Source organism: Peribacillus sp. YIM B13481 (assembly GCF_042787985.1).
Lineage (GTDB): Bacteria > Bacillota > Bacilli > Bacillales > DSM-1321 > Peribacillus > Peribacillus simplex_A.
Map to the genome: position 1 here is coordinate 40,619 of NZ_JBHZPE010000018.1, position 24,891 is coordinate 65,509.

26 protein-coding genes are annotated in these 24,891 nt (G+C 41.2%); 8 read left to right on the forward strand and 18 right to left on the reverse strand.

The features are described from left to right. Positions 1 to 206 precede the first annotated feature (206 nt). Positions 207 to 644 (forward strand): hypothetical protein, encoded by a 438-nt coding sequence (locus tag ACFX4X_RS12535; protein ID WP_089362530.1) that lies wholly within the window; start codon positions 207 to 209, stop codon positions 642 to 644. 891 nt (positions 645 to 1,535) lie between these two features. Here ACFX4X_RS12535 and ACFX4X_RS12540 read toward each other — a convergent pair. Beyond that, positions 1,536 to 1,763 (reverse strand): group-specific protein, encoded by a 228-nt coding sequence (locus ACFX4X_RS12540; protein ID WP_089362529.1) that lies wholly within the window; start codon positions 1,761 to 1,763, stop codon positions 1,536 to 1,538. A 441-nt stretch (positions 1,764 to 2,204) separates the two neighbouring features. Here ACFX4X_RS12540 and ACFX4X_RS12545 point away from each other — a divergent pair, with 441 nt between their 5' ends. The 7 genes from ACFX4X_RS12545 to ACFX4X_RS12575 all read left to right on the forward strand — a co-directional run bounded on the left by ACFX4X_RS12545 (position 2,205) and on the right by ACFX4X_RS12575 (position 5,936). After that, on the forward strand, positions 2,205 to 2,408 hold the full coding sequence (locus tag ACFX4X_RS12545; RefSeq protein WP_377383845.1) for a DUF1657 domain-containing protein: 204 nt from the start codon (positions 2,205 to 2,207) through the stop codon (positions 2,406 to 2,408). Positions 2,409 to 2,483: 75 nt separating this feature from the next. Next, complete coding sequence (locus ACFX4X_RS12550) at positions 2,484 to 2,957, forward strand: YhcN/YlaJ family sporulation lipoprotein (protein WP_377383848.1); 474 nt, start codon at positions 2,484 to 2,486, stop codon at positions 2,955 to 2,957. Positions 2,958 to 2,980: 23 nt separating this feature from the next. Further along, on the forward strand, positions 2,981 to 3,460 hold the full coding sequence (spoVAC, locus tag ACFX4X_RS12555; RefSeq protein WP_317778335.1) for a stage V sporulation protein AC: 480 nt from the start codon (positions 2,981 to 2,983) through the stop codon (positions 3,458 to 3,460). Then, complete coding sequence (gene spoVAD, locus ACFX4X_RS12560; RefSeq protein WP_061461294.1) at positions 3,460 to 4,479, forward strand: stage V sporulation protein AD; 1,020 nt, start codon at positions 3,460 to 3,462, stop codon at positions 4,477 to 4,479. The genes spoVAC and spoVAD overlap by 1 nt, the downstream gene beginning before the upstream one ends. After that, positions 4,476 to 4,826, forward strand: a complete 351-nt coding sequence (gene spoVAE, locus ACFX4X_RS12565) for a stage V sporulation protein AE (protein ID WP_061461293.1) — start codon at positions 4,476 to 4,478, stop codon at positions 4,824 to 4,826. The genes spoVAD and spoVAE overlap by 4 nt, the downstream gene beginning before the upstream one ends. 12 nt (positions 4,827 to 4,838) lie before the next feature. Further along, complete coding sequence (locus ACFX4X_RS12570; protein ID WP_061461292.1) at positions 4,839 to 5,045, forward strand: DUF1657 domain-containing protein; 207 nt, start codon at positions 4,839 to 4,841, stop codon at positions 5,043 to 5,045. Between the two features lie 30 nt (positions 5,046 to 5,075). Beyond that, positions 5,076 to 5,936, forward strand: a complete 861-nt coding sequence (locus tag ACFX4X_RS12575; RefSeq protein ID WP_061461291.1) for a DUF421 domain-containing protein — start codon at positions 5,076 to 5,078, stop codon at positions 5,934 to 5,936. On the opposite strand, the gene ACFX4X_RS12580 is transcribed toward ACFX4X_RS12575, so the two are convergent. The 17 genes from ACFX4X_RS12580 to ACFX4X_RS12660 form a co-directional block, all read right to left on the reverse strand. Beyond that, positions 5,937 to 6,593, reverse strand: a complete 657-nt coding sequence (locus ACFX4X_RS12580) for a YitT family protein (RefSeq protein ID WP_377383853.1) — start codon at positions 6,591 to 6,593, stop codon at positions 5,937 to 5,939. Positions 6,594 to 6,644: 51 nt separating this feature from the next. Beyond that, a complete protein-coding gene (rlmD, locus tag ACFX4X_RS12585) occupies positions 6,645 to 8,015 on the reverse strand; it encodes a 23S rRNA (uracil(1939)-C(5))-methyltransferase RlmD (RefSeq protein WP_061465941.1) in 1,371 nt (456 codons plus the stop codon). Between the two features lie 453 nt (positions 8,016 to 8,468). Continuing rightward, entirely contained in the window at positions 8,469 to 9,044 is a 576-nt protein-coding gene (locus tag ACFX4X_RS12590) for a GNAT family N-acetyltransferase (protein WP_377383856.1), read from the reverse strand. A gap of 64 nt (positions 9,045 to 9,108) precedes the next feature. Then, positions 9,109 to 10,020, reverse strand: a complete 912-nt coding sequence (locus tag ACFX4X_RS12595) for a diacylglycerol kinase (RefSeq protein WP_061461288.1) — start codon at positions 10,018 to 10,020, stop codon at positions 9,109 to 9,111. A 183-nt stretch (positions 10,021 to 10,203) separates the two neighbouring features. Next, complete coding sequence (locus ACFX4X_RS12600; RefSeq protein ID WP_284471953.1) at positions 10,204 to 11,133, reverse strand: LiaF transmembrane domain-containing protein; 930 nt, start codon at positions 11,131 to 11,133, stop codon at positions 10,204 to 10,206. Then, positions 11,130 to 12,200: a hypothetical protein gene (locus tag ACFX4X_RS12605; RefSeq protein WP_377383861.1), complete on the reverse strand. Its 1,071-nt coding sequence runs from the start codon at positions 12,198 to 12,200 to the stop codon at positions 11,130 to 11,132. Before ACFX4X_RS12605 ends, ACFX4X_RS12600 begins: the two co-directional genes overlap by 4 nt. Further along, complete coding sequence (locus ACFX4X_RS12610; protein WP_317778341.1) at positions 12,193 to 12,660, reverse strand: hypothetical protein; 468 nt, start codon at positions 12,658 to 12,660, stop codon at positions 12,193 to 12,195. Before ACFX4X_RS12610 ends, ACFX4X_RS12605 begins: the two co-directional genes overlap by 8 nt. After that, positions 12,657 to 13,199, reverse strand: coding sequence for a sigma-70 family RNA polymerase sigma factor (locus ACFX4X_RS12615; RefSeq protein WP_377383864.1), 543 nt, complete (start codon positions 13,197 to 13,199; stop codon positions 12,657 to 12,659). Before ACFX4X_RS12615 ends, ACFX4X_RS12610 begins: the two co-directional genes overlap by 4 nt. A 183-nt stretch (positions 13,200 to 13,382) precedes the next feature. Beyond that, positions 13,383 to 14,810, reverse strand: a complete 1,428-nt coding sequence (gene gatB / locus ACFX4X_RS12620; protein WP_061461286.1) for an Asp-tRNA(Asn)/Glu-tRNA(Gln) amidotransferase subunit GatB — start codon at positions 14,808 to 14,810, stop codon at positions 13,383 to 13,385. A 12-nt stretch (positions 14,811 to 14,822) separates the two neighbouring features. Beyond that, entirely contained in the window at positions 14,823 to 16,283 is a 1,461-nt protein-coding gene (gatA, locus tag ACFX4X_RS12625) for an Asp-tRNA(Asn)/Glu-tRNA(Gln) amidotransferase subunit GatA (protein WP_061461285.1), read from the reverse strand. A gap of 12 nt (positions 16,284 to 16,295) precedes the next feature. Beyond that, a complete protein-coding gene (gene gatC / locus ACFX4X_RS12630) occupies positions 16,296 to 16,586 on the reverse strand; it encodes an Asp-tRNA(Asn)/Glu-tRNA(Gln) amidotransferase subunit GatC (RefSeq protein ID WP_061461284.1) in 291 nt (96 codons plus the stop codon). Positions 16,587 to 16,975: 389 nt separating this feature from the next. Beyond that, the gene (locus ACFX4X_RS12635) at positions 16,976 to 18,145 is read right to left on the reverse strand and encodes a CamS family sex pheromone protein (protein ID WP_061461283.1); all 1,170 of its coding nucleotides are present in this window, start codon (positions 18,143 to 18,145) and stop codon (positions 16,976 to 16,978) included. Positions 18,146 to 18,156: 11 nt separating this feature from the next. Further along, positions 18,157 to 20,163 carry an NAD-dependent DNA ligase LigA gene (gene ligA / locus ACFX4X_RS12640; protein ID WP_377383870.1) on the reverse strand — a complete coding sequence of 669 codons (2,007 nt, stop codon included), beginning with the start codon at positions 20,161 to 20,163 and terminating at the stop codon, positions 18,157 to 18,159. Between the two features lie 104 nt (positions 20,164 to 20,267). Beyond that, complete coding sequence (gene pcrA / locus ACFX4X_RS12645) at positions 20,268 to 22,514, reverse strand: DNA helicase PcrA (protein WP_377383873.1); 2,247 nt, start codon at positions 22,512 to 22,514, stop codon at positions 20,268 to 20,270. A gap of 55 nt (positions 22,515 to 22,569) precedes the next feature. Beyond that, a complete protein-coding gene (gene pcrB, locus ACFX4X_RS12650; protein ID WP_061461280.1) occupies positions 22,570 to 23,265 on the reverse strand; it encodes a heptaprenylglyceryl phosphate synthase in 696 nt (231 codons plus the stop codon). A gap of 232 nt (positions 23,266 to 23,497) precedes the next feature. After that, positions 23,498 to 23,812, reverse strand: coding sequence for a YerC/YecD family TrpR-related protein (locus tag ACFX4X_RS12655; protein ID WP_061461279.1), 315 nt, complete (start codon positions 23,810 to 23,812; stop codon positions 23,498 to 23,500). A gap of 25 nt (positions 23,813 to 23,837) precedes the next feature. Continuing rightward, complete coding sequence (locus ACFX4X_RS12660; protein ID WP_089362519.1) at positions 23,838 to 24,875, reverse strand: DUF3048 domain-containing protein; 1,038 nt, start codon at positions 24,873 to 24,875, stop codon at positions 23,838 to 23,840. Positions 24,876 to 24,891 lie beyond the last annotated feature (16 nt).

The following is a 24,891-nucleotide window of genomic DNA, read 5'->3' on the forward strand; positions in this document are numbered from 1 at the left end:
TATCTTTAAGATTGGTTTCAAGATGGATGAAAGATTTTCTCCTATACTAAACGATATAGGAACAGCATGGTTTCTGCAAATTTATTGAAATTTTTTCGGTAAAATTATCTCTTCTTCCCACTATTATGGGCAAACGCCTAGACACTTCACCGGAACTTACATAAGTTATTACGTATCCATCCTGATTTTAAAAAGGAGAGTTGACTATGAATTCATACGGATTTTATCCTTATCCACAACAAAATGGAAATCAACAGTACTATCAGTCTAATTTTAACCCCTATTTCCAACAGCCAGAAAGATTTGAATATGCACCACAGCAAGATTGGAACCTTCAGCAGATTCAAGAAAATTCATATAGCCACGTGCCCGAACAGTTCGATTTTGAAAGGGAGCCTCAACAACTTGAACGAAGAGTCCGAGAACTTGAGCGTCAAAATGAGCGTCAAACGAGGGAACTCACTCGGCAGAACCAAGAAATCACACGGATAAATCGAGAATTGAACCGTGTTAACCAGGAAATAACCAGGCTAAGTCAAACTGATCAACGCCATTCGAATAGGCTGAACCGACTAAATCAAAGACTTCGTGCCGTCGAAAGAAACCTAAACATTCCCTTCACCGCAACAGAGGATGGCTTTTAATACAAAAAGCAGGAGCTCATTATGGGCCCTGCTTTTTGTATCTTTTATCGGAAGGGTTTGATAATCAGTAATTCCAATAAATGAATTTAATCAAACGATTGATTAAATTTTTAAAGGACCACCAAACCCTTGTCTGGCGTACTTTAACTGATTAATCAAGCCTTAAAACCATCCTCGGTCACCCTTAGCAGTCCCTATGCCAATTTCTACATACATATGTTATAATATCCATTTTTCCCGAAAAACTTTCGGCTGTGCCCTTAAGTGTCCCTGAATTTAAACACACCATTTTGAAGAACACCATCGTTCACAGAGCTTTACGATTTCACTCATATCATGTGAAATATACACAATTGTTTTCCCTTGCCTTGCCAGTATTTTTACATATTGATTAATTTCGAGTTTGGATTGAAGATCGATGCCCTCGGTTGGTTCGTCCATCAAAAGGATATCAGGGGTACGTACCTAACGCGATATTAAGTTTCCGTTTCATACCGCCTGATAAGCCCTTTTCAGCCTCTTTTTGGCCGACCTCCAGCGTTGTCAGGAACCCATTTAAATGTGGACTATCTGTAAGCTGTCAACGACGAGCCTTGTTTCCAAGAATCTTCAATTGATGACCGCCATATTAAATGGCTGAGCCCTGCTCTCTTCTTTAAATTGATGCTCCCAATAAAAAAAATAGGAGTCAGCTACATCCCTGCGGCTGCTTTCCTACCCTCAAATCCTTCAATGTTATCTAAGTAGTGGCCCACAACAATAGTTCATGCGATAGTATCACAAAAATCCCTTAAATAATGTAAGCCCTCCTAAAGTTAAAAAAAATATATTCCATAATGAAAAAACAAAAAAAGAACGTGAGCCATCCCTTGCGCTCCCGTTCTTTCTCGATTACAACATGACCTGTTTCAATTTTTCGTTTCTTGATTCCTGTTCCTCTTGAGTAGACAAGTCATACTTCTTCAATAGATGAAAAAGTTCATTCAATGTTTCCTGTGAATTCCCTTTTTCCAGATAACAATCTATTGCTTGACTCAATGCGGTTGGTAAAAATGCCTTTTGACTCTCAAATTTCTGCCTGACATCTTGCTGCGAATGGTTAAGATTACATGCTCCCATTTAAAATTCACCTCTTAATTGATTCTACCATTAATATAATTATAGACCTTACCTTGTCAATTCTTCGTCCTGCTCAAAGTAGCCATCCACCTTGATGAACTCCGGTGAGGTATGTTTCTTCTTCTTCAACAGTTGATCTTATAGGCACCCAAACATTTACAACTTTAAAGATGAAACCTTGTCAATGAAAAGCCCCATATGCACAGCACCACTAATCCAAATGATTGAACTCCGAGCAAATGCCATCTCCCTCCTGTAAACAATCCATTTTCAGTAGAGAAAAAACCTACCGCTATCGTACCCCATATGCCTTCTTTTCATTAATCAAACGTTTGATTAATGAAAAGAAGGTATTAAAAAAACCCTGAGAAATTTGGAAGGTATATTTAATCATTTTTTCCTTACTCTAAAAAGGCAGTGGAAAACCAAGGAGGTGACACCATGACAGTAATTAGTAATGTTAAGACGACTTTAGCTGGACTAAAAAGTGCTCAAGCAAGCTTTGAGACCTTTGCCCTTTCAACAGACAACGAGCAAGCAAAACAACTTTATCAACAAGCTGCTCAACAAACACAATCGATTGTTGACAGCGTTTCTCCCCGAATTGATCAGATTGAGCAAGAAGAACCACAATATAAGCAATAAGAAATGATATAAAAAGGTTGGTTGAGGCAACCAACCTTTTTTATATCTTTAATCCATCTATAAGGAGACGGTACCTTGCCATACAAGCTAAACTGTTTCATTCCTTTTTTTTTCATATTAATCGTTTTGCTTATGACAGGATGTTCGGCAAATTCCAGTCAAAAAGATAGTAATAAGGATCGGGACTTGAATATATCCAAAGTACATACCAACAAGCCAATTGACCAAACGGCAGCCAATCAAGCTAAAAATAAGCTAATGAACCAGGACGAAGTCGCGGATGTAAAAGCCGTGAATTCCAATAAGGAACTGCTAGTGGCCATTAAAGTGGAAAACTTCGATCGACTACGCTTAAAAAAGATTGAAAAGAAATCGCAAACAGAACTGGAAGACATGTTTCCTGATTATAAAATCCTGATCTCGACAGATCAAAAGATGTTTATAGAACTGGAGCAGCTGGAGCAGGAACTTGAGAAAGACCATACTAAAATGGACTCCTTAAATAGGGAATTCAAAAGGATAAAAGCCTTATTGAATGAAAAAACGTAACAAATGAAAGAAGTGATACGAGGATGTCAAATAATAAAAAGAAAAAACTGACACCTGTCCAACAGGAATATCAGCAACTTCAAAACCAACTGGAAACCAAAAGGCCAATACTACTGAATTGCGTAAAAGCATTTATGACTGGCGGTATAATTTGCCTGATCGGACAGGTCATTTCGAACTTTTATATCCATTACTTTGACTTCACGGACCAGACAGCTGGAAACCCAACTGCAGGCACATTAATTTTCGTCGCCATGCTTCTCACCGGATTTGGGGTGTATGACAGAATCGCCCAATTTGGCGGTGCTGGTTCTGCTGTGCCGCTTACGGGATTCGGTAATGCCGTTATATCGGCAGCGATTGAACACCGGACGGAAGGTTTCGTTTTAGGAGTCGGCGGCAATATGTTCAAATTGGCTGGATCCGTTATCTTATTCGGTGTATTTTCCGCTTTTATCGTAGCAATGATAAAAACAATACTCATACAATGGGGTGGTTTATAATGCTTACGGGACATCGCACATGGGTGTTTGATCAAAAGCCTGTCATCATCTCAACCGGAACCGTTGGTGGTCCATTTGAAGCAAACGGTTTGCTTGCTGATGATTTCGATCTACTTCATTCGGATTTATGGCTAAATCAAGATTCCTATGAAAAGGCTCACAAAGTCCTCATAGAAGAAGCGAGTACAAAAGCAATCGAAAAGGCGGGTCTTCAAAAGGAACAAATCCAATTTTTCCTCGGAGGCGACCTTATCAATCAAATAACCCCTACGAGTTTTGCCTGTCGAACATTGGGAACACCTTATCTCGGCTTATTTGGAGCTTGCTCAACCTCTATGGAAGGACTGGCTCTCGGAGCATACCTTGTCAATACCAAAGGGGCAGATTACTTATTGACAGGAGCATCAAGTCATAACACAGCAGTTGAAAAGCAATTTCGCTACCCAACTGAATACGGTGGGCAAAAACCTCCAACAGCCCAATGGACCGTTACGGGGGCAGGTGTGGCTTTATTAAGCAGTGCCGGGGAAGGCCCAAGAGTCACTTCAGCTACGATAGGCCGTGTCATCGACATGGGATTGACTGATCCTTTCAATATGGGAGGTGCCATGGCCCCGGCCGCTGTGGATACGATTGAAGCCCATTTAAGAGAACGGAACCTCTCCCCATCTTATTATGATTTAATAGTGACGGGGGATTTAGGAAAAATTGGACATGAAGTTTCATTGGAATTATTTAAAAAACATGGAACTCCCATTGAGGAAAATCAATATAAAGATTGCGGTTTAATGATATACAAGAATGATCAACCGGTCCTATCTGGAGCGAGCGGACCTGGATGTTCCGCAACCGTTGTGTATGGTCATTTATTAAATCGCATGAAAAAGGGTGAAATAAAACGAATGCTCGTCGTGGCTACCGGTGCCTTGTTATCTCCCCTTTCCTTTCAACAAAGTGAGACGATTCCATGCATTGCCCATGCCGTATCAATTGAATATGGCGGTGAACCACAATTATGATTTACTTTTGGGCTTTTGTAGTCGGGGGCTCCATTTGTGTAATCGGGCAGATAATGTTTGATGTATTTAAACTCACGCCTGCCCATACTTTATGTACTTTTGTTGTTACGGGAGCGCTTTTGGATGGTTTTGGATTATATGAACCTTTCATTGATTTTGCGGGTGCAGGAGCGACGGTGCCCATTACCAGTTTTGGAAATTCCCTTGTACACGGAGCGTTAGCCGAAGCGGAAAAGCATGGCTTGATCGGTGTTGTATCTGGCATGTTCGAAGTAACCAGTGCCGGGATATCAGCTGCCATCATTTTTGGTATGATCGGAGCCATTATTTTTAGACCTAAAGGATAAGGAGGATGCTCCATGACGATAGCTTCTGATGTAAAACAATGTGTCTCTAGCCTAAAAGGAGTTGAGGCAGGCTTATCCAGCCTAGCACTCCGGACTCAAGATGATGAATCTAAACGCACCTTGCATGAAACGATGCTGGTGGTGAATGAAATACTGAAGGATGTACAAAAGCGAGTGGGTGAGTTAGAACGGGAAGAACCACAATATAAGGGGTTTTAAATACCTATGAATTGCAGGGGGTGCTAAGTAATGCCTGAATGGTTAGAAATCGTTTTACGGTCACTATTTTTCTTAATTGTTCTTTTTTTAATCACAAAATGGTTAGGTAAAAAACAAATATCTCAGCTTTCCTTTTTTGAGTACGTCACTGGCATAACCATCGGGAACGTTGGCGCAGAGTTAGCCACAAAGGTTGAAGGAAATATTGTTCACGGTGTTCTTTCCATTCTCGTTTTTGCATTTGCTCCTTTCATTGCAGGATTACTTTCCATGAAAAGCAAAATTGTTCGTGATTTAGTCGAAGGGAAAGCAACAATTTTTATTAAAGATGGAAAAGTCATGGAGGACAATTTAAAAAAGGAAAAGTATACAACCGATGAATTATTGTGGTTACTCCGAAGTAAGGATGTCTTTGATATATCAACAGTCGAGTTTGCCTTATTAGAGGCTAACGGTGATTTTTCCGTACTGTTAAAGAAAGAAGACCAACCTCTAACGGCAAAAGATTTAAAAATGACAGTTGCTTCTGTCAAGGAGGCTCAGACTGTTATAATGGATGGTCAAATTCTAGATGAACCCCTATCCACGATTGGCCTAAACCGAAATTGGCTGAAAACTGAACTGGATAAGTTAGGTGTAACCATCGAGAATGTCTTTCTCGGACAAGCAAACTCTAATGGAGAATTAAACGTGGACCTTTTTGATGATAAAATTAAAGTGCCATCTCCTCTAGAAAAACCTTTAATGCTCGCAACCTTGAAAAAATGCCAAGCAGACTTAGAATTATTTGCCCTAGGAACTGAATCAAACGAAGCTAAAGAGATGTATAGCAAAAATAGCGAAAAACTGCAAAAGGCAATAGATAACGTAGCCCATATTTTAAGAAACTGATTACCGTATTGATTTCCTCACTTTCATAAGAGAGGTGATTAGCCCAATGGTGAAGATCGTCACACATGAAAAAAGGAAAATTTCTATATCTAAGGTGAAGGCGGCGGCGGAAATGATTAATGTATCTATGAGGATAATGGCTAAAGCAATGTTTATAGAGGTAGATTTGGAAATGATTTTGGCTAACATATCCGTTCCTCCGCTGCTAGTCTCATATCGAAGCATGAGCCCTATGGCCACCCCGATGATGGCACCGCCAATCAAAGAGCTAGCTAGTATCGAAATGGAAAAGACCTTTTTCAATGGATTGAGCCAATCCATAAAAAGGGATGTCAATAATAATCCGTGAATGCTGCTGTAGAAAAAGGGCCGTTCATAATGCCAGGCATATAAAAATAGGGGAATGCTAAGGATCAACATCGATATCCCCGTTTGAAAACCATAGAAATAATGAAGGATGAGTGCAATTCCAATAACTCCGCCATCTATTAAATGATGAGGAACTAAAAAACCATTGATTCCAATACCCATCATAAAGCTTCCAACACTTACAGCCACCGCTTTTTGAAAATTAATAAAATCACCTGCCGCCCTTTTGATAATCCTAATATATGTCCAAGTTAGGGAGTCAAGAATATACATGTAAAAAAAAACCATATCCTCCACTATAAAAAGGAGCCCGGTCATGAGTGACCGGACTCTTTCTCATTATTTCAACTCTAATAACACTACATTTTCAACATGTGTCGTCATTGGGAACATATCAACAGGTTGGATATCGATTGCTTTATATCCGCCTTCTTCCAAGATATGAAGATCACGAGCCAAAGTGCCTGGGTTGCATGACACGTATACGACTTTATTCGGTTTCATCTCGATGATCGTATTTAGAAGGGATTCTTCACAACCTTTGCGAGGAGGATCCACTACGATGACATCAGCAGTGTTGCCCTTTTGATACCATTCAGCAATAACGTTGCCTGCATCGCCGACAATGAATTCGGCATTTGAGATTTCATTCAATTCAGCGTTGCGGCGTGCGTCTTCTATCGCTTCTTCCACTACTTCGACACCGATTACTTTTTTCGCTTTTTTAGCTAAGAATAAAGAAATGGTTCCTATGCCGCAATAGGCATCTATCACCGTCTCTTCACCCGTTAGCCCTGCATAGTCAAGGGCTTTATCATAAAGGACTTTCGTTTGATCTGGATTGATTTGGTAAAATGATTTTGCTGAAATCGCAAATTTAACATCACCGATCATATCATGGATCACTTCGTCGCCCCACAATAAAGTCATTTTATCGCCTAAGATAACATTCGTTTTCTTGGAATTCACATTTTGAACGATGGATTTCACTTGTGGAAGACGTTCAACGACTTCCTTTACGATAGTTTCGATGAAAGGGATACTATTTGTTCTTGTAACAAGAACAATCATCAATTCCCCTGTTTGCTTGCCATAACGGGCCATGATGTGCCGCAATACACCTTTATGTGCCTCCTCATTATAAGCAGGGATACCAAGTTTACTGAAAATCTCTTTAACAACTTGAACGGCTTCACTGATCGCTTGATTTTGGATAATGCTTTCTTTCGTTTCAACAATTTCATGTGTCCGCGGTTTGAAGAATCCAGCTATTAGCCTGCCATCCTTTTCACCAACAGGCACTTGAGCTTTATTGCGATAATGAGTTGGATTCTCCATCCCGATGATTGGGTGAACCTTCACATCCTCAAGTTTCCCGATGCGTGTCATCACATCACGTACTTGCTTTTCCTTGAATTCCAACTGTCCTTCATAGCTCATATGTTGCAGCTGACATCCACCGTATTTATGGAAGTCTTCAGTAGTGACCTCAACCCGGTATGGACTATTTTCTATAATCTCCATTAAGCGTCCGAAGCCATAACCTTTATTAGCCTTCATCACTTTAATTTTTGCCTTTTCACCAGGAAGGGCGTTCTGAACAAAGATAGGATAGCCATCGACTTTAGCCACTCCAGCTCCTTCGTGTGTTAAATCTTCAAATAAAACCTCTATAATATCGTTTTTAGCAACAGGTGCTGTTTTTTTCATATCATCTTCTCTTTTCTTTTTTATGCTAGCCTGTATTTTACCACAATCGAGCCCTTGCCACAAAACCACTCACCAATTTACCTTAGTTTTCATAAAAATATAGGGGAAGGAATTACGATTTTTCATAGTTCCATGTATAAAAGTTCAACAAAAAAAGAAAAATAAGGAAAAATAAACGAGGTGAGGAAATGAGTTTATTTAACTCTATATCAGCCTGGAACGCTACAAGGCTAGAAAAACATCGAGCAAGCATGGAGGAAAAAGGCTTCTGTCCGGATTGTTACGGACGAGGATACAGCTCCTTCGTACCGACGGAATATCATTTTTCCGATATACACGACTGTCCAGGCTGTAATGGTACCGGAGTTTACGCCGATTGGGCCGCCATGAATGGCCAGCAAATGTAGTTGCAACAAGCGCCAATTTTAAAAAACACCGAAAAAGGACCCCCTGTTAAACAGGAGGTTCTTCTATTTCTTTTACCATATAGCCAAATTCATGGCCGCTAATCGTAATGGTTTTCATTTCTTTATATCCTAATCTGCTATAGAGACGATTCGCCCCTTCATTTTCATTTTCAACGACTAAAGAAACCCTTGGATACCCCTTCTGTTTAGCGTACCCCTCAACATATTGAATCAGTGTACTACCAATCCCTTTTCCTTGAAAATTCGGGTCAACGCATAATGTATCCAAATAAAAGTCTTTCATTTCTGCTTCCTTATCAAGCGTAACGCTTGGATCTTTCATTTTCGTCCTTAATCGTTTCACTATCGGTTCATCCAAGCTCTCGGCATCCTTGCCATGGTAGGCAATGATCAATCCCGATACTTGTCCATCATGTTCACTTACGAACGTATTTTCATAGCTAATCCGATTTCCGCTTTTCCTGAACAAATCGGCAAGAACGTAAAGTATTCTTTCTTCTTCCGTTTCACCTGTCAATACCTCTGCAATTTCTTTAATCGCTAACCGGGTCAATATTGCTGCCTTGTCCGCATCTTCCGGTGTCGCTTTCCTGATATACATGTTCTCACATTCTCCTTGCTTAATTAAAGTTGAAAAGGCCACCAGATTCAGTGGCCTTTTCACCCTATTTTGCCGGATCGTCCGGCAGTATTCCTTGTGGGATGAATACATCAAAATGGCGGTACTGATTTACGAATTCAGCTGGGGCCATCCCGCCAAATTCCCCATCCAAATTAAGCATCATGTCCTTTTTGGCCTGTACTTTAATTCGATTGGCTTTTTCATAAATGACGTTTTTATCATGGATATGTTCACCGCGCATTGCCAATGTTGCGACACGCACAATATCAGCAAGGTTGGCCTTTTTTAAAATGAGCAACGTGAACATACCATCATTCAGAGAGGCGTCAGGAGCCAGTTTCTCGAAGCCGCCGACCGAATTCGTGTTAGCCACCAAGAAAAGCATGATCTCTCCTTCAAAAAGCTTTCCATCATATTCAATTGAGACTTCCGTCGGTTTAATTGAAGGAAGCATTTCAATTCCTTTAATATAGTACGCTAGCTGCCCAAGCATGGTTTTCAGCTTGATCGGCACGTCGTAAGTCAATTCAGTCAATCGGCCCCCACCAGCAATATTGATGAAGTACCTATCGTTCATTTTACCAATATCGATCGGCATCGTATGCCCTCCGGCAATAATTTCGGCTGCCCCTTCGATTGACTTCGGTAAATGCAGTGCCCGCGCGAAATCATTTGTCGTTCCCGTCGGAATGATTCCTAGTTTCGGACGTTTCTCTGCAGTGGCCAGTCCATTAACAACCTCATAAATCGTTCCGTCGCCTCCTGCTGCAATGACAATATCATAGCCTCGTTCAATCGCAATTTTAGCCGCTTTCGTCGCATCCCCAGCACCGGTAGTCGCATGTGCAGAAGCTTCATAACCAGCTTCTTCAAGTTTTGCTAGCACACCTGGCAGGCTCTTCTTAATGGCTTCCCGGCCCGAAGTCGGGTTGTAAATCAACCTTGCTCTCTTCATTTCCCATCATCCTTATACATATTAATTCCATAATTTACATCTTAATCCTTCATTACATGAAAAGCAATATTCGAAAAAAAGAGGACCGCTTTTTCGGTCCATATCTTTATATCCACTTTACTAGAAATCTTATCAGGGAAATTATAATGCTTTTTACAATTTTATTCTAGTAAATGATTTCAATCATTGATATTGAACATTTACGTTAAATGTATCGGTGACCGTCAAAGTATGCTTCCCTTTTCCAGTATTGAATATCCCATTCTTTTTTACAATGCCTTCTTCACCTGTTTCTTCTTCATTCACTTCCGTCACCTTCCAGATATCCTCAGGTCCTTCAAGTTCCTCAACCCCTCTAGCATCTATCTTGATATCACTATTGCCCTGTAGGCATACGCTAAGATTCCCGCTATCCTTCACATTCCAATCATTCAAAAGCCTTCTAGGCTTCACCACAAGATCGGTACTTTGTCCGTCTATCTCTGCTGCCAAGTCAGCAGGAATTATAAGAGTGGCCTTAAGATTCATTGTACCATTGTCCAAAAATCCATTTTTTTTCGGCAAATCCTTGAAGCTTATATAAAGCGTATCACCATTTCTCTCAATCATTAAATAGTCTTCCGCTTTCTTCAACAAAGAATCACCATCTTCCATTACCCGCTCATCATAAGTTCCAAAAATGGAAACTTCCTCATCCGCACCACTTTCGATCGTCAATGGGTATGAGCCGGTATCCAGGACAACTCTCTCTATGTCTTTCCCGGCCTTTTCATTGAAACCAGGCAAATTGACCGTTTTTTCTTCACTATTCACGGCTGCCCTAACTTGATCCATCAATCCGCTTGATGTTAGCAGAATTAAAGCAATCCCCGTCGTTCCAAGCAGCCCCACAAAAAAAACACTAAGAATATCATACTTTACAAAGGAACTTTCTTTTCTGGAAAAATAAATATAGAAGAGAATCTCCATACCCAAGATAATGAACAGCAACGGCCACCAAGATAGCAAAATCGTCGTCAAATTCATATCCGCAATTTGAGAAACCAGTAAAACCAAACCTAGACTAACCAGAGAGATTCCCATTGAAATCGTTCCGACTCTCCATGTTCTCATTTTGTCCCCTCCTTAACTCTCCCTTTTTTACTTCCCGACAGCAATTTGATTCCCCCACCTATTAGAAGGATGCATACCAGTCCTTTTTGAAAATAATCTTTGAACCAATATTCCAGGTTTCTCCCAATCCATTCATCTAAATGAGGGGCAAGGGCCGGGACGATTATATTACTAGCAAAAAAATAGATTCCAAGTCCCACCAACCCAAACCCTACCCATTTTTGGTGATTTACGATTCCCGAAATGATGGGCGTATCTTCAACAGGACCCTCCTCCATTTTCGAGGCTTTTTGCAATCCATCAAAAAAACTATAAAACCAGATGATCGGTATAAGGAAAAAGAAGAAACCTAAACGGAGTAAATCCAGTATGTAAATGGCGAATAAAAAACCGGCCATCAATTGTATCCCCCGTTTTTGCAGCCCCAAATATAAGTGACCCGCACCAGGGAATATAGCGAATAAAGTCGCGACCGATTTACTCTTCTTCCCGGATTCCCGTCTCTCTTCGAAATCTTCCAAAACGGACCGATCAATAAGCTTCTCACCTCTTTGCTTTTTATTCAGCTGTTGAACCGAATCAAAAAAGCTGTAAATCCAGATAACAGGCAAAAGAGCCATGAATATTAACAAACCTTCCATTTGTGTCATCACACTGATGAATATCACCATAGTGCCCATGCCTAAAAAGCCGATTAGAAAAATGAGTCCCCGATTCATGAGGCCCAGTTGAAAATGCCCTAATCCTGGAACAAATGAAAGGATGATTACATAGAATCTTTCCGCTTCCGGCTGTTCTACCATTCCCTCTAAGTCCGCTTCATTTTTGGGGTTCATTAGTGAGGTGACCACCAAATCAAATATACTTATGAAATAAAACACCATTCCAATAATGGATAAAGCTAGAAATGCATCCGCATGACTGATCAATGAAAGAAAAAGACCTCCAAGCCCCAATCCGGCCGTAGCAAGAAAATAAAATAACCCTTTATATTTCCTTCCCAGGTAAAAATGTCCGAAACCTGGCAGAAACGATAATAAAAAAGCTATTACTGGACTTTTATTCATTCCTAAACCCCTCCTTATTTTTCTTTTCAATAGAGTCCATCCAATTAAATGTTTTATCAATAATCCCATCGGTTAAGGACTGAGTTTCCTTTACACTTCTGGATTCCATAGAATCCACGTATTCTGTAAATGATTGAAATACTCCACCTGCCATTAATAGGATCGTAAACCCGGCCGCAATCAGGTAATGTCTTGTGATCGTCCGGAGTGAATTCTCTTTTCGGAGTTGCTTATCCTCTTCAACATACCCGCCTTTCAATCGGCTAATCGAGTCCATGACAGGACCGGCAATATCAAATCCTTCAATTTCCAGACTGGATTCTTCTTTTTCCATTGCCTCCAAATAGGCGGACAAACACTTGTCACAGGAGTATAGATGATTTTCATATTCTATTTTTAGAGACTCTGGTATTTCATCTGCCAAATATGCAACCCATCCTGTTTCAGGAACATGATTCATGAAAAATCCTCCTCTTTCCAATGTTTTCTCATCCAATTTCTTGCCCGATATAGCTTTACCTCCACGGATTTAACTTGAATCTGCTGTTCCTCCGCAATTTGCTTGAATGTCTTTTCCTTTATGTAATAGCCATATACAACGTCCCGATACCCCTCCGGAAGGTCATTCAGCTTCCGTAATACTTGCTTTCGCCTTTCATTCCGAAAGTATACTGCCTCGACATCATCAGTTAAGCCCAAATTAGCTTCCGATGAACGTTCCTCATGCGGTTCTTCCTTTTGACGTACCCTTTTTCGCTTTAGATCTATTGCATGATTGACCGCAATACGGGTAATCCAAGTTTTGAACCCTTGATTGTTATATTGAGGAAGAGAAGTATAGATTTTGATAAAGACTTCCTGGGTAACATCTTCTGCATCCTTTTGATTTCTTAAGACGGAATAGACGGTTCTATAAATCGTCTGTTTATACGTTTCAATCAACAACCGGAATGCATGATCATTCCCAGCCCTGACCTTCTCAACTAACTCATCCGTCACTTCTCTTCCTCCTTTCCTGCTAAGCATCCATGTAATAGACGACACAAAAAGGAGTTACCCCTACAGATAACTCCGAAAAAATCAAAATTTTTTTCCCGCTTGAAATTCCGATTATTTTTCTCATTTTTGCTTTCCTTAATCATGAGAAAACCGTACCACCTTAAAAAAGTGATACGGTCAATATTAACGTTTATTGATTTCTTCAACCAAAATTTTATTAACAAGCTGTGGATTAGCCTGTCCTTTTGTCGCTTTCATAATTTGCCCGACAAGGAAGCCGATTGCTTTTTGTTTCCCGGCTTTAAAATCTTCAATTGATTGCGGGTTATTATTCAACGCTTCTTCAACAGCCGTACGCAACGCGCCTTCATCGGAAATTTGGACTAGTCCCTTCTCCTTGACGATCGTTTCAGCGTCCCCACCGTTTTCAATCAATTCTTTGAAAACTTTTTTAGCGATTTTAGAAGAAATTGTACCATCTTCAATCAGCTTAATCATTCCTGCCAACGATTCAGCAGTCAATTTGACATCATGCAGCTCTTTTCCTTCTGCATTCAAGAAAGCAGAAACCTCACCCATGATCCAATTTGATGCTAGTTTTGCATCCGCTCCTGAAGCTACTGTCGCTTCAAAGAAATCAGCACTTTCTTTCGTTACCGTTAAAACGGCGGCATCATATTCCGGTAAGCCAAATTCCTCGACATAACGTTTTTTCCGGGCATCCGGAAGTTCTGGAATCTCAGCAGCAATGCGTGCTTTCCATTCTTCATCGATATGGATTGTCAATAAGTCTGGCTCCGGGAAGTAACGGTAATCATCGGAACCTTCCTTAATTCGCATTAGTACCGTTCTGCCTGTAGCATCGTCAAACCGGCGGGTCTCCTGTTCGATTATCCCGCCTTCATTCAAGATTTCCGCTTGTCGGATCTCTTCATGCTCCAATCCTTTGCGGACGAAGTTGAATGAGTTCAAGTTTTTCAATTCAGTTTTCGTTCCGAATTCTTTTTGCCCGACAGGTTTCAAGGAAATATTAGCATCACAGCGAAGTGAGCCTTCTTCCATTTTACAATCGGAAACGCCTGTGTATTGAATGATGGATTTCAACTTTTCCAAATAAGCATATGCTTCTTCAGGGGAAGTGATATCCGGTTCGGATACGATTTCAACAAGAGGGGTACCTTGGCGGTTATAATCACAAAGTGAATAGTTCCCTTTATGTGTCAGCTTTCCAGCATCCTCTTCCATATGAATGCGGGTAATACCGATTTTCTTTTTCTTGCCATCGACTTCAATTTCAATCCAACCATGCTCACCGATCGGTTGATCGAACTGTGAAATTTGGTATGCTTTAGGATTGTCCGGGTAAAAATAGTTTTTTCGGTCGAATTTCGTAATTTCCGCCACTTCGCAATTCAGAGCAATTGCAGCCTTCATTGCAAAATCAACAGCCTTTTTATTGACGACAGGCAATACGCCTGGGTAGCCTAGGTCAATTACAGTCGTGTTACTATTTGGAGCGGCACCAAAATGATTCGGGCTCGCTGAGAAAATTTTAGAATCCGTTTTTAATTCTACGTGTACTTCTAGACCAATTACCGTTTCAAAGTCCATTTTTTTCACCCCTTACAGCTTAGGAAATTGTTTATGAAAATCTGTTGCTTGCTCAAATGCGTGAGCCGCGCGGTAAATCGTACTTTCATCAAAATGCTTTCCAATCATTTGCAGTCCAAGCGGAAGCCCATTCGCTGCGAATCCACATGGCACGGATATACCCGGTACGCCAGCAAGATTGACTGGAATCGTTAGGATATCATTCGCATACATCGTTAATGGATCGTCGACTTTTTCACCAATTTTAAATGCAGGCGTAGGTGTCGTCGGCCCAACGATGACATCATATTTTTCAAAGACATCTTCAAAGTCTTTTTTGATTAAAGTACGTACTTTTTGAGCCTTTTTATAATATGCATCATAATATCCGGAACTTAAGGAGAAAGTTCCAAGCATGATACGGCGTTTCACTTCGTCACCGAATCCTTCTGCACGAGTTTGCTTATACATTTCTATAAGAGTTTCTGCATTATCTGTACGATGGCCGAAACGCACTCCATCAAAACGTGAAAGGTTAGCTGAAGCTTCAGATGAAGAAAGCAGATAATATGCAGCTAAAGCATATTTGGAATGTGGCAAGGAAACCTCTTCCCATTCAGCCCCAAGTCCTTCTAATACCTTTAATGCTTCAAGTACGGAATTACGTGCTTCTTCGCCAACGCCTTCACCAAGATATTCTTTAGGTACCGCTATTTTCAATCCTCTTACATCGCCTGTTAATGAATTAACAAAATTCGGTACGTCAATATTAGCAGAGGTCGAATCCATTGGATCTACACCTGAAATCGCTTCAAGCAAATAGGCGTTATCTTCGACCGTTCTTGTAACCGGTCCAATTTGGTCAAGAGAAGAAGCAAAAGCCACAAGTCCGAATCGGGAAACCCGTCCATATGTAGGTTTTAAGCCGACAACTCCACAATATGCCGCTGGTTGGCGGATTGATCCACCCGTATCGGAACCTAAAGAGAATAGGACTTCACCGGAAGCGACAGAGGCAGCTGAACCACCCGAAGAACCGCCTGGTACATAATCCGTATTCCAGGGATTGCGTGTCGCCTGAAATGCGGAGTTCTCATTAGAAGAACCCATTGCAAATTCATCCATATTCAATTTCCCGATCGTAACCGTTTCTGCCTGCTGCAACTTTTGAACGGCGGTTGCATCATAAATCGGATCAAAGTTCTCCAAGATTTTACTCGCGCAAGTCGTCCGTAAATTTTTAGTGACAATATTATCTTTCACTCCGATTGGCAGACCAAACAAAGCGCCTTTGTTCTCACCTTTTACCAATTGTTCATCCAATCGTCTTGCTTGCTTGCGGGCGTTTTCTTCATCAAGTGTCAAAAATGCCTTTACCTTGTCCTCTACCTGTCCAATTCGCTCATACGATTCGTTAACAAGATCAGTGACACTGATCTCTTTCTTATGTAAGCGTTCATGAAGCTCAGAAACCTTTTGTTCGAACAACGACATCATTGTCCCTCCTTATTCAATTATAGATGGTACACGGATATATCCTTCTTTGCTATCCGGTGCATTTTTAACTACTTCTTCTACTGGCAATCCTGGTTTTGCAATATCTTCGCGCATTACATTTTTCATATCCAAAACGTGAGAAGTCGGGTCTACTTGATCCGTATCAAGCTCATTCAACTGCTCCGCAAATGAAATCATTTGGTCAAGCTGATGTTGAAACTGTTGTGCTTCCTCTTCCGTAATTGCCAAACGAGCCAAATGGGCAACGTGTTTAACTTGTTCCATAGAAATACGTGACATTCTCTTCACCTCCGAAAAAATATCCAAATCGACTGAAATTCGTCGCTTTTCTCCATAAAATCATCGTTTAAATCATATCAAACTATTACACAGTAAAGCAACAAGAGATACAATGTCGAAATTCAATTATTTCACAAGGAAAAAGCGATATTTTCCGGGAAATATGGGGAAGTTGCCGGAATTTCCGGGAAAATGACAAGAAGACCTTTAAAATTCGACAAATGCTCTCCTTTTTTCAAGTATTCGCTTCCTAAAATGGAAGGGTTTACTTACTATTATTATGTTCCTTGCTAAAGGTTATTTTGAAATTCGCCTCCCGGAATTAAATGAAAGAGTGGATTTCAGAGATTGCCGCAAAAAAAGATGAAGCCGTTAAGCTTCATCTTTTTTCATTCATATATATGCACGGTTGGTTCGTCCTGATTTGCTTCACGGACAATGAGCGCTTCAGGTCCATTTACGGAGGTAATGGATACTTGTACGGCAATATATTTAGGGAAACGTTCCATTACAAGCCCAGCAACATATTGGGTAAAACCAATCGCTTCCGAGTTCCCATAAAATTGAATAGGGATATCGATGTTCAGACTTTGTAATTGATCATCCATATAGAACGCCCTTCCGATGACTCCGTTAAAGTTAGGGAAATATTCTTCGACATCTTCTTTAAAGTTCGTGAAAGTCTTGACGTCATCACGATATTTTTTTTCTGCACTAGCAGAAGGAAATAGGAAATACTTTTCGTCCAAGTTTGTCCATTTTCCAATATTGTCAGAGTTCTTATCAATGTTGGTATAGGCAATGAAATTCCCAGGGACTACTGAAGACTTTTCCTTTTGCTCGAATAAGGCAATCGTAATCGGGACATTTTTCAGCTTGTCCATTTTACGCAGTCTTTTTAAGACTTCTGCAGCAATTTTCTCCCCTTCTTGCTTTAGCTTTTTACTATCGATTTTCTGTTCATAGGTGGCACCGTATGCCTCTTTTTGATAGTAATGCACTGAATTCAGCGCAAGACCTATTACAACCCCGCCTAGACTCACTGAATTATCTTTTGTTTTGACTAAGTAATTATGTTCTAGAATATGGGCAAGATAGATTGGATTTTCTTCATTTCGCTTATCAATGTCACCTTTACCTGGGTCAACCGGATTCAAGCCAACGTTCTTTGAGGCATCCATACCCTTTTCTTTCAACTGACTTTTGGTATACTTTCTGTTCAGCCAGGAAGATATCTTTGCACTATCAAGCATTTGCCCCTCTTGAAACAGGTAATCTTCCGGGTCGAATTGGGTTTGGGCCAACCGCATCAATCCATTTTCGAATTCTTCAATATCATATCGGGTATTTAAATTAGATACGACCAAACCGCGTGCTTTTGATGGTTCAAACGGTAGGATCGTTTGATAATATTCATCCGAAATTTTATACTTCGGAATAATTGCCGTCTCTTTTTTGTCTTTGGAGTCTTGAACTACCTCTTGCTTATCCTCAAAACTAGGCGCACATCCAGCAAGAAGCAGTATAAGAATCATCCCCAAAATAGAGTGTTTCTTCATATCTACACCTCTTATTTTTTTAGTTCCTCAATCAGTCTCTCTTCATCCCATACCATGATGCCTAGGCTTTCCGCTTTTTCCAGTTTGGAACCGGCATCTTCGCCAGCTACGACCAAATCGGTTTTCTTGCTGACACTTCCAGCAACGTTAGCTCCTAGCGCCTCTAATTTTTCTTTTGCTTCATTACGTGTTAGCTGATGCAATTTACCCGTTAAAACGACTGTTTTACCTGCAAAAGCGGAATCGATATCTTCAATAGGAACAGCTCTTGGCCCTTTAAAAGTAAGATTCACACCGGCTGCTTCCAACTCGTTCAATAGCGCATGGACCTCTTCCAATTCAAAATAAGCTACGATGGAATCGGCCATCTTATCCCCTATTTCATTAATGGATGTTAATTCTTCACGACTCGCCTTGCTTAAGGCTTCCATCGTCACGAACTCCCGTGCAAGTGTCTTGGCCGCTTTCGAACCAACATGGCGAATGCCTAACCCGAATAGTAATTTTTCCAACGAATTGCTTTTCGAAGCTTCGATTGCTTGAAGGAGTTTATTGACGGATTTATCCCCCATCCGTTCCAATGCAATGAGTTGATCATATGTAAGCTTATAAATATCAGCCACATCTTGTATGAGTTCCTCTTTAAACAACAAGCTAATCACTTTTTCACCAAGACTGTCTATGTTCATAGCTGTCCGGGATACAAAGTGAATCAAGCCTTCCCGTATTTGTGCAGGACACTTCGGGTTGATGCAACGTAAAGCAACCTCACCATCCAGCCGAACAAGTTCACTGCCGCATTCCGGGCACTCAGTCGGCATCTGAAACTCGACCTCTTCCCCTGTACGGCGTTCTGCCAGTACATTGACCACCTCTGGAATGATATCGCCCGCTTTTTTCACGACCACTTGATCTCCGATTCTAATGTCCTTTTCACGGATTAAGTCTTCGTTATGAAGAGATGCTCGCTGCACAGTCGTACCCGCTACCCGAACGGGATCCAACACAGCTGTTGGGGTTAATACACCCGTACGTCCAACATTCAGCTCGATATCCCGTAGGGTTGTAATGACTTCTTCAGCTGGGAATTTATAAGCGATGGCCCAACGCGGACTTTTTGCAGTAAAACCTAATTCATCCTGCTGTTCAAGGGAATCCACCTTTACGACAATTCCATCAATATCATAGGCTAAGTTTGGACGTTGTTCTGTCCATTCTACTATATAGGCTAGTACTTCCTCTATATTCAAGCATGTTTTTCTTTCCCGATTCGTCTTAAACCCCAATCGATCCAACAAATCCAGACCTTCACTGTGGGATTGGACCCCTGTTTCTCCTAAATCGGCAATCGCATAAAGGAAAATATCCAAGTTCCGTTTCGCAGCAAGTTTTGGGTCAAGCTGCCTTAACGAGCCAGCAGCTGCATTCCGTGGGTTTGCAAATGGTTCCTCACCACGTTCTTCCTTAGCCTTATTTAAAGTTTCAAATGATTTTTTTGGCATGAATGCCTCACCGCGTACTTCTATGGCAACCGGCTCACGCATCTTCAATGGAATCGACTTGATCGTTTTCAGGTTTGCTGTAATATCTTCACCGATCGTTCCATCTCCACGTGTTGCCCCTCTTACGAAATATCCATTCTCATATTGAAGAGTGACGGCAAGTCCATCAATTTTCAATTCACATACATAGGTAAAATCGTCACCTACAGATTGTCTGACCTTTCTGTCGAAATCCCGTAAGTCACTTTCATTGAATGCATTGCTTAAACTAAGCATCGGTGTGGTATGCTCCACTTTTTCAAACATATCCAAAATGGCGCCACCGACCCGTTGTGTCGGAGAATCAGGCGTTTGCAGTTCCGGGAATTTCTCCTCATACTCGATAAGCTCACGGAGTATCCGATCATATTCAGCATCAGGTACTGATGGCTGGTCCATCACATAATATTCGTAGCTGTATTGGTTCAATAACGTTTGCAGTTCTAGAACTTTCTTCTCAGCAGCTTGTAAGTCCATACGTTCAATCCTTTCTAAAGAAGACTCCACCGCACTTCTTATAGAAGAGCGGTGTCTAAAGTCAGATATCCCTATTCTTTACCAGTAAGATTCATATTAATAGCTTAAGCTTTTTCAACTGGTGCAAATTTAGCCAGTAGGCGTTTGATACCGATTGGACTTGGGAATGCGATATCCAGTTCCTTCCCTTCGCCTTCCCCTTTTACGCTCACCACGGTTCCTATACCCCACTTTTTGTGGGATGCACGGTCACCGACAGCCCAGCCGATCTCTTCACCACCGGTTGCGGATGGTGCAGAAACGGCTCTACCAAAGGCAGGAACTTTTCTTGTGGAAGCTGTTGAAGGAGATCCAGTTCTCGAAGAACTGAAAGGTGTTTGCCTAGCTCTAGGAGCCGGTTTTGGTTTAAGATCTTCAAGGAGTTCCTCTGGTATTTCACTGATGAAACGTGAAACTGGATTCATACTGGTCCGTCCATACAATGTCCGCATTTGGGCATTGCTTATGAATAGCTCATTTTCAGCCCTTGTAATTCCCACATAGGCCAGACGGCGTTCTTCTTCCATCTCCTCTTCATCCATGAGCGAGCGGCTGTGAGGGAAAACCCCTTCTTCAAGGCCCAATAAAAAGACCACCGGATATTCAAGTCCCTTCGCTGAATGCAGGGTCATCAACGTTACAGTATTAGTAACTTCTTCAGAGTTCTCATCAAGTTGGTCTATATCGGCAACCAACGCCAGGTCAGTTAAAAAGCCGACCAATGATTTGTCCTCGCTGTTACTTTCGAATGCTTTCGTAACAGATAAAAACTCATCTATATTTTCAAGCCGGCTTTGCGATTCAATCGTTTTTTCTGCCTGCAGCATCTCACGATAACCGGTTTTCTTAATGACTTCCTCCACCAGTTCCGTTACGGATAAGTACTCCTGCTGATTTGTATAGTTAGTGATCAGCGTATGGAATTCCCTAGCCGCTTTGGTAGCCTTCCCGCTAATCCCTACCATTTCCACGGATTCAAGTGCTTTATAAATGGAAACATCATACTGATCTGCATAATCTGCCACTTTGTCCATTGAAGTTGCACCAATTCCGCGTTTTGGTACATTGATTACACGGCGGAGACTGATGTCATCGTCAGGATTCGCAATAAGGCGAAGATAGGCAAGCAAGTCCTTAATCTCTTTACGGTCATAGAACTTAGTGCCCCCGACTATAGCATAGTTTATATTGGATTTAAGCAGAACTTCCTCCATGACACGTGATTGTGCATTTGTTCTGTAAAGGATTGCTATATCGGAATACTTCCTACTGCCGTCCCGAACTAACTCATTTATCTTTCCGGCTACAAATTGCGCTTCCCCTTGTTCATTGTCTGCACGGTAATAGAATAGCTTATTACCATCTGCATTCTCGGTCCAAAGATTTTTCGGCTTCCGGTTTTGATTGTTACCGATGACCTTATTCGCCGCTGCAAGAATCTTTTTCGTCGAGCGGTAATTCTGTTCAAGGAAAATCATGTTGGCATTCGGATAATCTTTTTCAAATGAAAGGATGTTCGCAATATCCGCACCGCGCCAGCGATAAATCGATTGATCAGAATCCCCGACAACGCAGAGATTACGGAAACGTGAAGCAAGTAGTTTAACAAGCATATATTGAGCCCTGTTCGTATCTTGGTACTCATCAACATGAATGTATTGAAACTTGCGCTGATAGTATTCAAGTACTTCCGGTACCAGTTGGAACAATTGAATCGTCATCATGATCAAATCATCGAAATCGAGCGCTGAATTTTTCCTCAACCGTTTTTGGTATTCCGTATATACATCGGCAGTTACCTTAGTAAAGTAATCCGACGCTGTCTTCTGGTACTCTTCCGGCCCGACCAATTCATTTTTTGCTGAACTGATGCTACCCAAAATCGCCCGGTAATCATATTTCTTTGTATCCATATTACGATCTTTCATGATTTGCTTAATGACCGATTGCTGATCCGTCGTATCCAATATCGAAAAGTTCCTATTAAAACCGATACGATCGATATCTCTTCGTAAAATGCGGACACACATCGAGTGGAAGGTCGAAATCCAGATATCCTCTGACGCACCGCCAAGTATGGCACGGATCCTCTCCTTCATTTCACGTGCAGCTTTGTTAGTGAACGTGATTGCAAGGATATTCCAAGGTGCTATTTCCTTCTCGACCATCAAGTAAGCTATTCGGTGAGTCAGCACACGCGTCTTTCCACTTCCTGCCCCAGCCATGATTAAAAGTGGGCCATCAGTTGACTTTACTGCTTTTTGTTGCTGTTCATTCAAACCTATTAGTAATTTTTCCGCTAAATATTGCATTATCACACCACCTATACGAACATTCGTTTCCGTTTTATGTTTTAGTATACTATATTTATTTCATGTTTTCATTAACTGCCGTAACAGTTGCAAGTGCCGCTTTCAAATCTTCATAAATCACATTGCCAACAACGATGACATCCGCAAACTTAGACATCTCTTTGGCCTGTTCAACTGATTTTATCCCACCGCCATAGAAAAGTACGGTATTCTCCAAGCTCTCTTTGGCTGCTTCCACCATCTGGATATCGCCATAATCACCGCTGTATTCCAGATAAAAAATCGGCAGGTTGAACATCTTTTCTGCCATCATCGCGTATGCTCCCACATCATCCATATCCAGTTGGGTATTGGCTTTCGTCAATTGAGCAGCCTTACACTCGGCATTCAGAATACAGTACCCTTCAACGAAAATTTCATCCCAATTCAAAAGGTATCCGTATTCTTTGACTGCTTGCTGATGCAGTTTCATCATCCAATCCGGGTTGGTGCTATTCAGGACACTTGGAATGAAATATAAATCAAACCCTGGCGTCACCGTTTCAACAGAAGAAATCTCCATTACACATGGGACGGTATATCGTCTGACCCGTGCCATTAAATGAAGCACATTCTCAAGCGTGATTCCATCCGTTCCCCCGACCATGATTGCATCCGTACCGGATTCACAGACTTTTTCAAGAGCCTCATCACTTATTTCTTTATTTGGATCGAGTTTGAAAACATGTTTCCACTCGCGAAAATCGTACATAATAATCCTCCATTCACACTTCCCATTACACCATTATAGCATTAAGATTTTTCATTAAAAAAGAGAAGTATCGATAAAATGTTTACCAAATGGAAACCTCTGAATCTAAAAACCAATATAACACGGATACGGCAGAAAGACAGCTGACAAAAGAAAGGCCAAACTCAAAATAAAAAGCCGGGAAATGAATTCCTCGGCTTTTTCTGATTCACCATATAAAAAATCGAATGCATTAAGATTCAGTTGTTTCCTCAACGTTTTCTTTAATACGGTTAAGAGCCATTGAATAAGCGTCATTTCCGTAATTCAAGCAGCGTTTGACCCTGGAAATCGTAGCCGTGCTTGCACCTGTTTCCGTTTCGATTTTATGATAGGTTTTACCTTCTTCAAGCATCCGGGCTACTTCAAGACGCTGTGCTAACGATGAAATTTCATTAACTGTACATAAATCATCAAAAAATCGATAACATTCGTCCAAATCACGCAAGGAAAGGATCGACTTAAACAGCTGATCCGTTTCTTTTCCTCTTAACTTATCAATTTGCATGTTACTCCCCCTCAATTCATGGGTATCAAAATGAGACGTCTCCTACTAAACCAGGTTCATTCGGAATAATATTGATCCAAGTTTTCCCTGGAATCAACCCTACTTCGTTATCGTTTTTCACTGGTATAATCCGACCATCCTTATTAACCCATTCTACTTCATTCGCTGTTCCTTTTTGAAGTAAATAACCTTTTCCACCACTTTTCAAGTCGATTTTACGGCGACCTTTATCGTCGATCACTTGATGAGTGGCCTCAATGATCAATATATTATCCAGTAAAATAGGTTTATTCGATTTATATTCGACTGTTTGCTCACCATTCGAATAACGTTTATATTTCTCTTCCGTGGCGTCGTATTCATACTTTACATCATACTCGTCTGATCCGTAGGATATCTCGGTTTTCAGTGCCTGTTCCCCTTGAAGGCCAGCCGCCTCTTCTTTTGAAAGGAAAGTATAAGGTTCCGGTGCACCATTCATCTCATATCCCTTTTCCTTCACGCCTTTTTGGATATCCTCAAAAGAGATGTAGGAATTGTGCGGTGCTTTTCTATCTGCCGAACGATGAAACAAAGTACCATCATAATATAATCCGTTCAAGTTATCAATATACCCTTTGTCCAGCATGGTTTTTGCCTCGGGGCTATTCCCATGACACACATAGATGCAATCCAGGCCTTTTGCCAATTCGATATAATAGTCCCTTGCACTCCGAATCGGACCGATTCGGCTTGGCGTTTCACTTTGGAAGATAGCTAAAAATCTGGTTATGTCACCTTCTGCGAGCATTTCGTAGACCATATCGGCTTCTGAGAGGCCCGATTGCGGGCGTGCTTTCGGATGATTATTAATCATCACTGCTACAGCCCTTTGCTCACTGCCTTCATCGGTGGATATACCTGTAAGTGGAAACTCATTGGAAGATTCATTTTTCACATCTCTATTTTTGATGACAGCCGGATCTTTTGGCTTACTGTCATCCGATGCAGGATCCTCTTTCGCCGAACAGCCTGCCAGCAGTAAAATAGCAATAACGATGAAAAGAACTCTCTTTAAATTCATCTTTCCACTCCTCTGA

Coding starts and splice junctions, on each gene's coding strand:
- ACFX4X_RS12535 (WP_089362530.1), top strand. CDS start 207: ATGAATTCATACGGATTTTATCCTTATCCACAACAAAATGGAAATCAA.
- ACFX4X_RS12540 (WP_089362529.1), bottom strand. CDS start 1,763: ATGGGAGCATGTAATCTTAACCATTCGCAGCAAGATGTCAGGCAGAAA.
- ACFX4X_RS12545 (WP_377383845.1), top strand. CDS start 2,205: ATGACAGTAATTAGTAATGTTAAGACGACTTTAGCTGGACTAAAAAGT.
- spoVAC (WP_317778335.1), top strand. CDS start 2,981: ATGTCAAATAATAAAAAGAAAAAACTGACACCTGTCCAACAGGAATAT.
- spoVAD (WP_061461294.1), top strand. CDS start 3,460: ATGCTTACGGGACATCGCACATGGGTGTTTGATCAAAAGCCTGTCATC.
- spoVAE (WP_061461293.1), top strand. CDS start 4,476: ATGATTTACTTTTGGGCTTTTGTAGTCGGGGGCTCCATTTGTGTAATC.
- ACFX4X_RS12570 (WP_061461292.1), top strand. CDS start 4,839: ATGACGATAGCTTCTGATGTAAAACAATGTGTCTCTAGCCTAAAAGGA.
- ACFX4X_RS12575 (WP_061461291.1), top strand. CDS start 5,076: ATGCCTGAATGGTTAGAAATCGTTTTACGGTCACTATTTTTCTTAATT.
- ACFX4X_RS12580 (WP_377383853.1), bottom strand. CDS start 6,593: ATGGTTTTTTTTTACATGTATATTCTTGACTCCCTAACTTGGACATAT.
- rlmD (WP_061465941.1), bottom strand. CDS start 8,015: ATGAAAAAAACAGCACCTGTTGCTAAAAACGATATTATAGAGGTTTTA.
- ACFX4X_RS12590 (WP_377383856.1), bottom strand. CDS start 9,044: ATGTATATCAGGAAAGCGACACCGGAAGATGCGGACAAGGCAGCAATA.
- ACFX4X_RS12595 (WP_061461288.1), bottom strand. CDS start 10,020: ATGAAGAGAGCAAGGTTGATTTACAACCCGACTTCGGGCCGGGAAGCC.
- ACFX4X_RS12600 (WP_284471953.1), bottom strand. CDS start 11,133: ATGAGAACATGGAGAGTCGGAACGATTTCAATGGGAATCTCTCTGGTT.
- ACFX4X_RS12605 (WP_377383861.1), bottom strand. CDS start 12,200: ATGAATAAAAGTCCAGTAATAGCTTTTTTATTATCGTTTCTGCCAGGT.
- ACFX4X_RS12610 (WP_317778341.1), bottom strand. CDS start 12,660: ATGAATCATGTTCCTGAAACAGGATGGGTTGCATATTTGGCAGATGAA.
- gatB (WP_061461286.1), bottom strand. CDS start 14,810: ATGGACTTTGAAACGGTAATTGGTCTAGAAGTACACGTAGAATTAAAA.
- gatA (WP_061461285.1), bottom strand. CDS start 16,283: ATGTCGTTGTTCGAACAAAAGGTTTCTGAGCTTCATGAACGCTTACAT.
- gatC (WP_061461284.1), bottom strand. CDS start 16,586: ATGTCACGTATTTCTATGGAACAAGTTAAACACGTTGCCCATTTGGCT.
- ACFX4X_RS12635 (WP_061461283.1), bottom strand. CDS start 18,145: ATGAAGAAACACTCTATTTTGGGGATGATTCTTATACTGCTTCTTGCT.
- ligA (WP_377383870.1), bottom strand. CDS start 20,163: ATGGACTTACAAGCTGCTGAGAAGAAAGTTCTAGAACTGCAAACGTTA.
- pcrA (WP_377383873.1), bottom strand. CDS start 22,514: ATGCAATATTTAGCGGAAAAATTACTAATAGGTTTGAATGAACAGCAA.
- pcrB (WP_061461280.1), bottom strand. CDS start 23,265: ATGTACGATTTTCGCGAGTGGAAACATGTTTTCAAACTCGATCCAAAT.
- ACFX4X_RS12655 (WP_061461279.1), bottom strand. CDS start 23,812: ATGCAAATTGATAAGTTAAGAGGAAAAGAAACGGATCAGCTGTTTAAG.
- ACFX4X_RS12660 (WP_089362519.1), bottom strand. CDS start 24,875: ATGAATTTAAAGAGAGTTCTTTTCATCGTTATTGCTATTTTACTGCTG.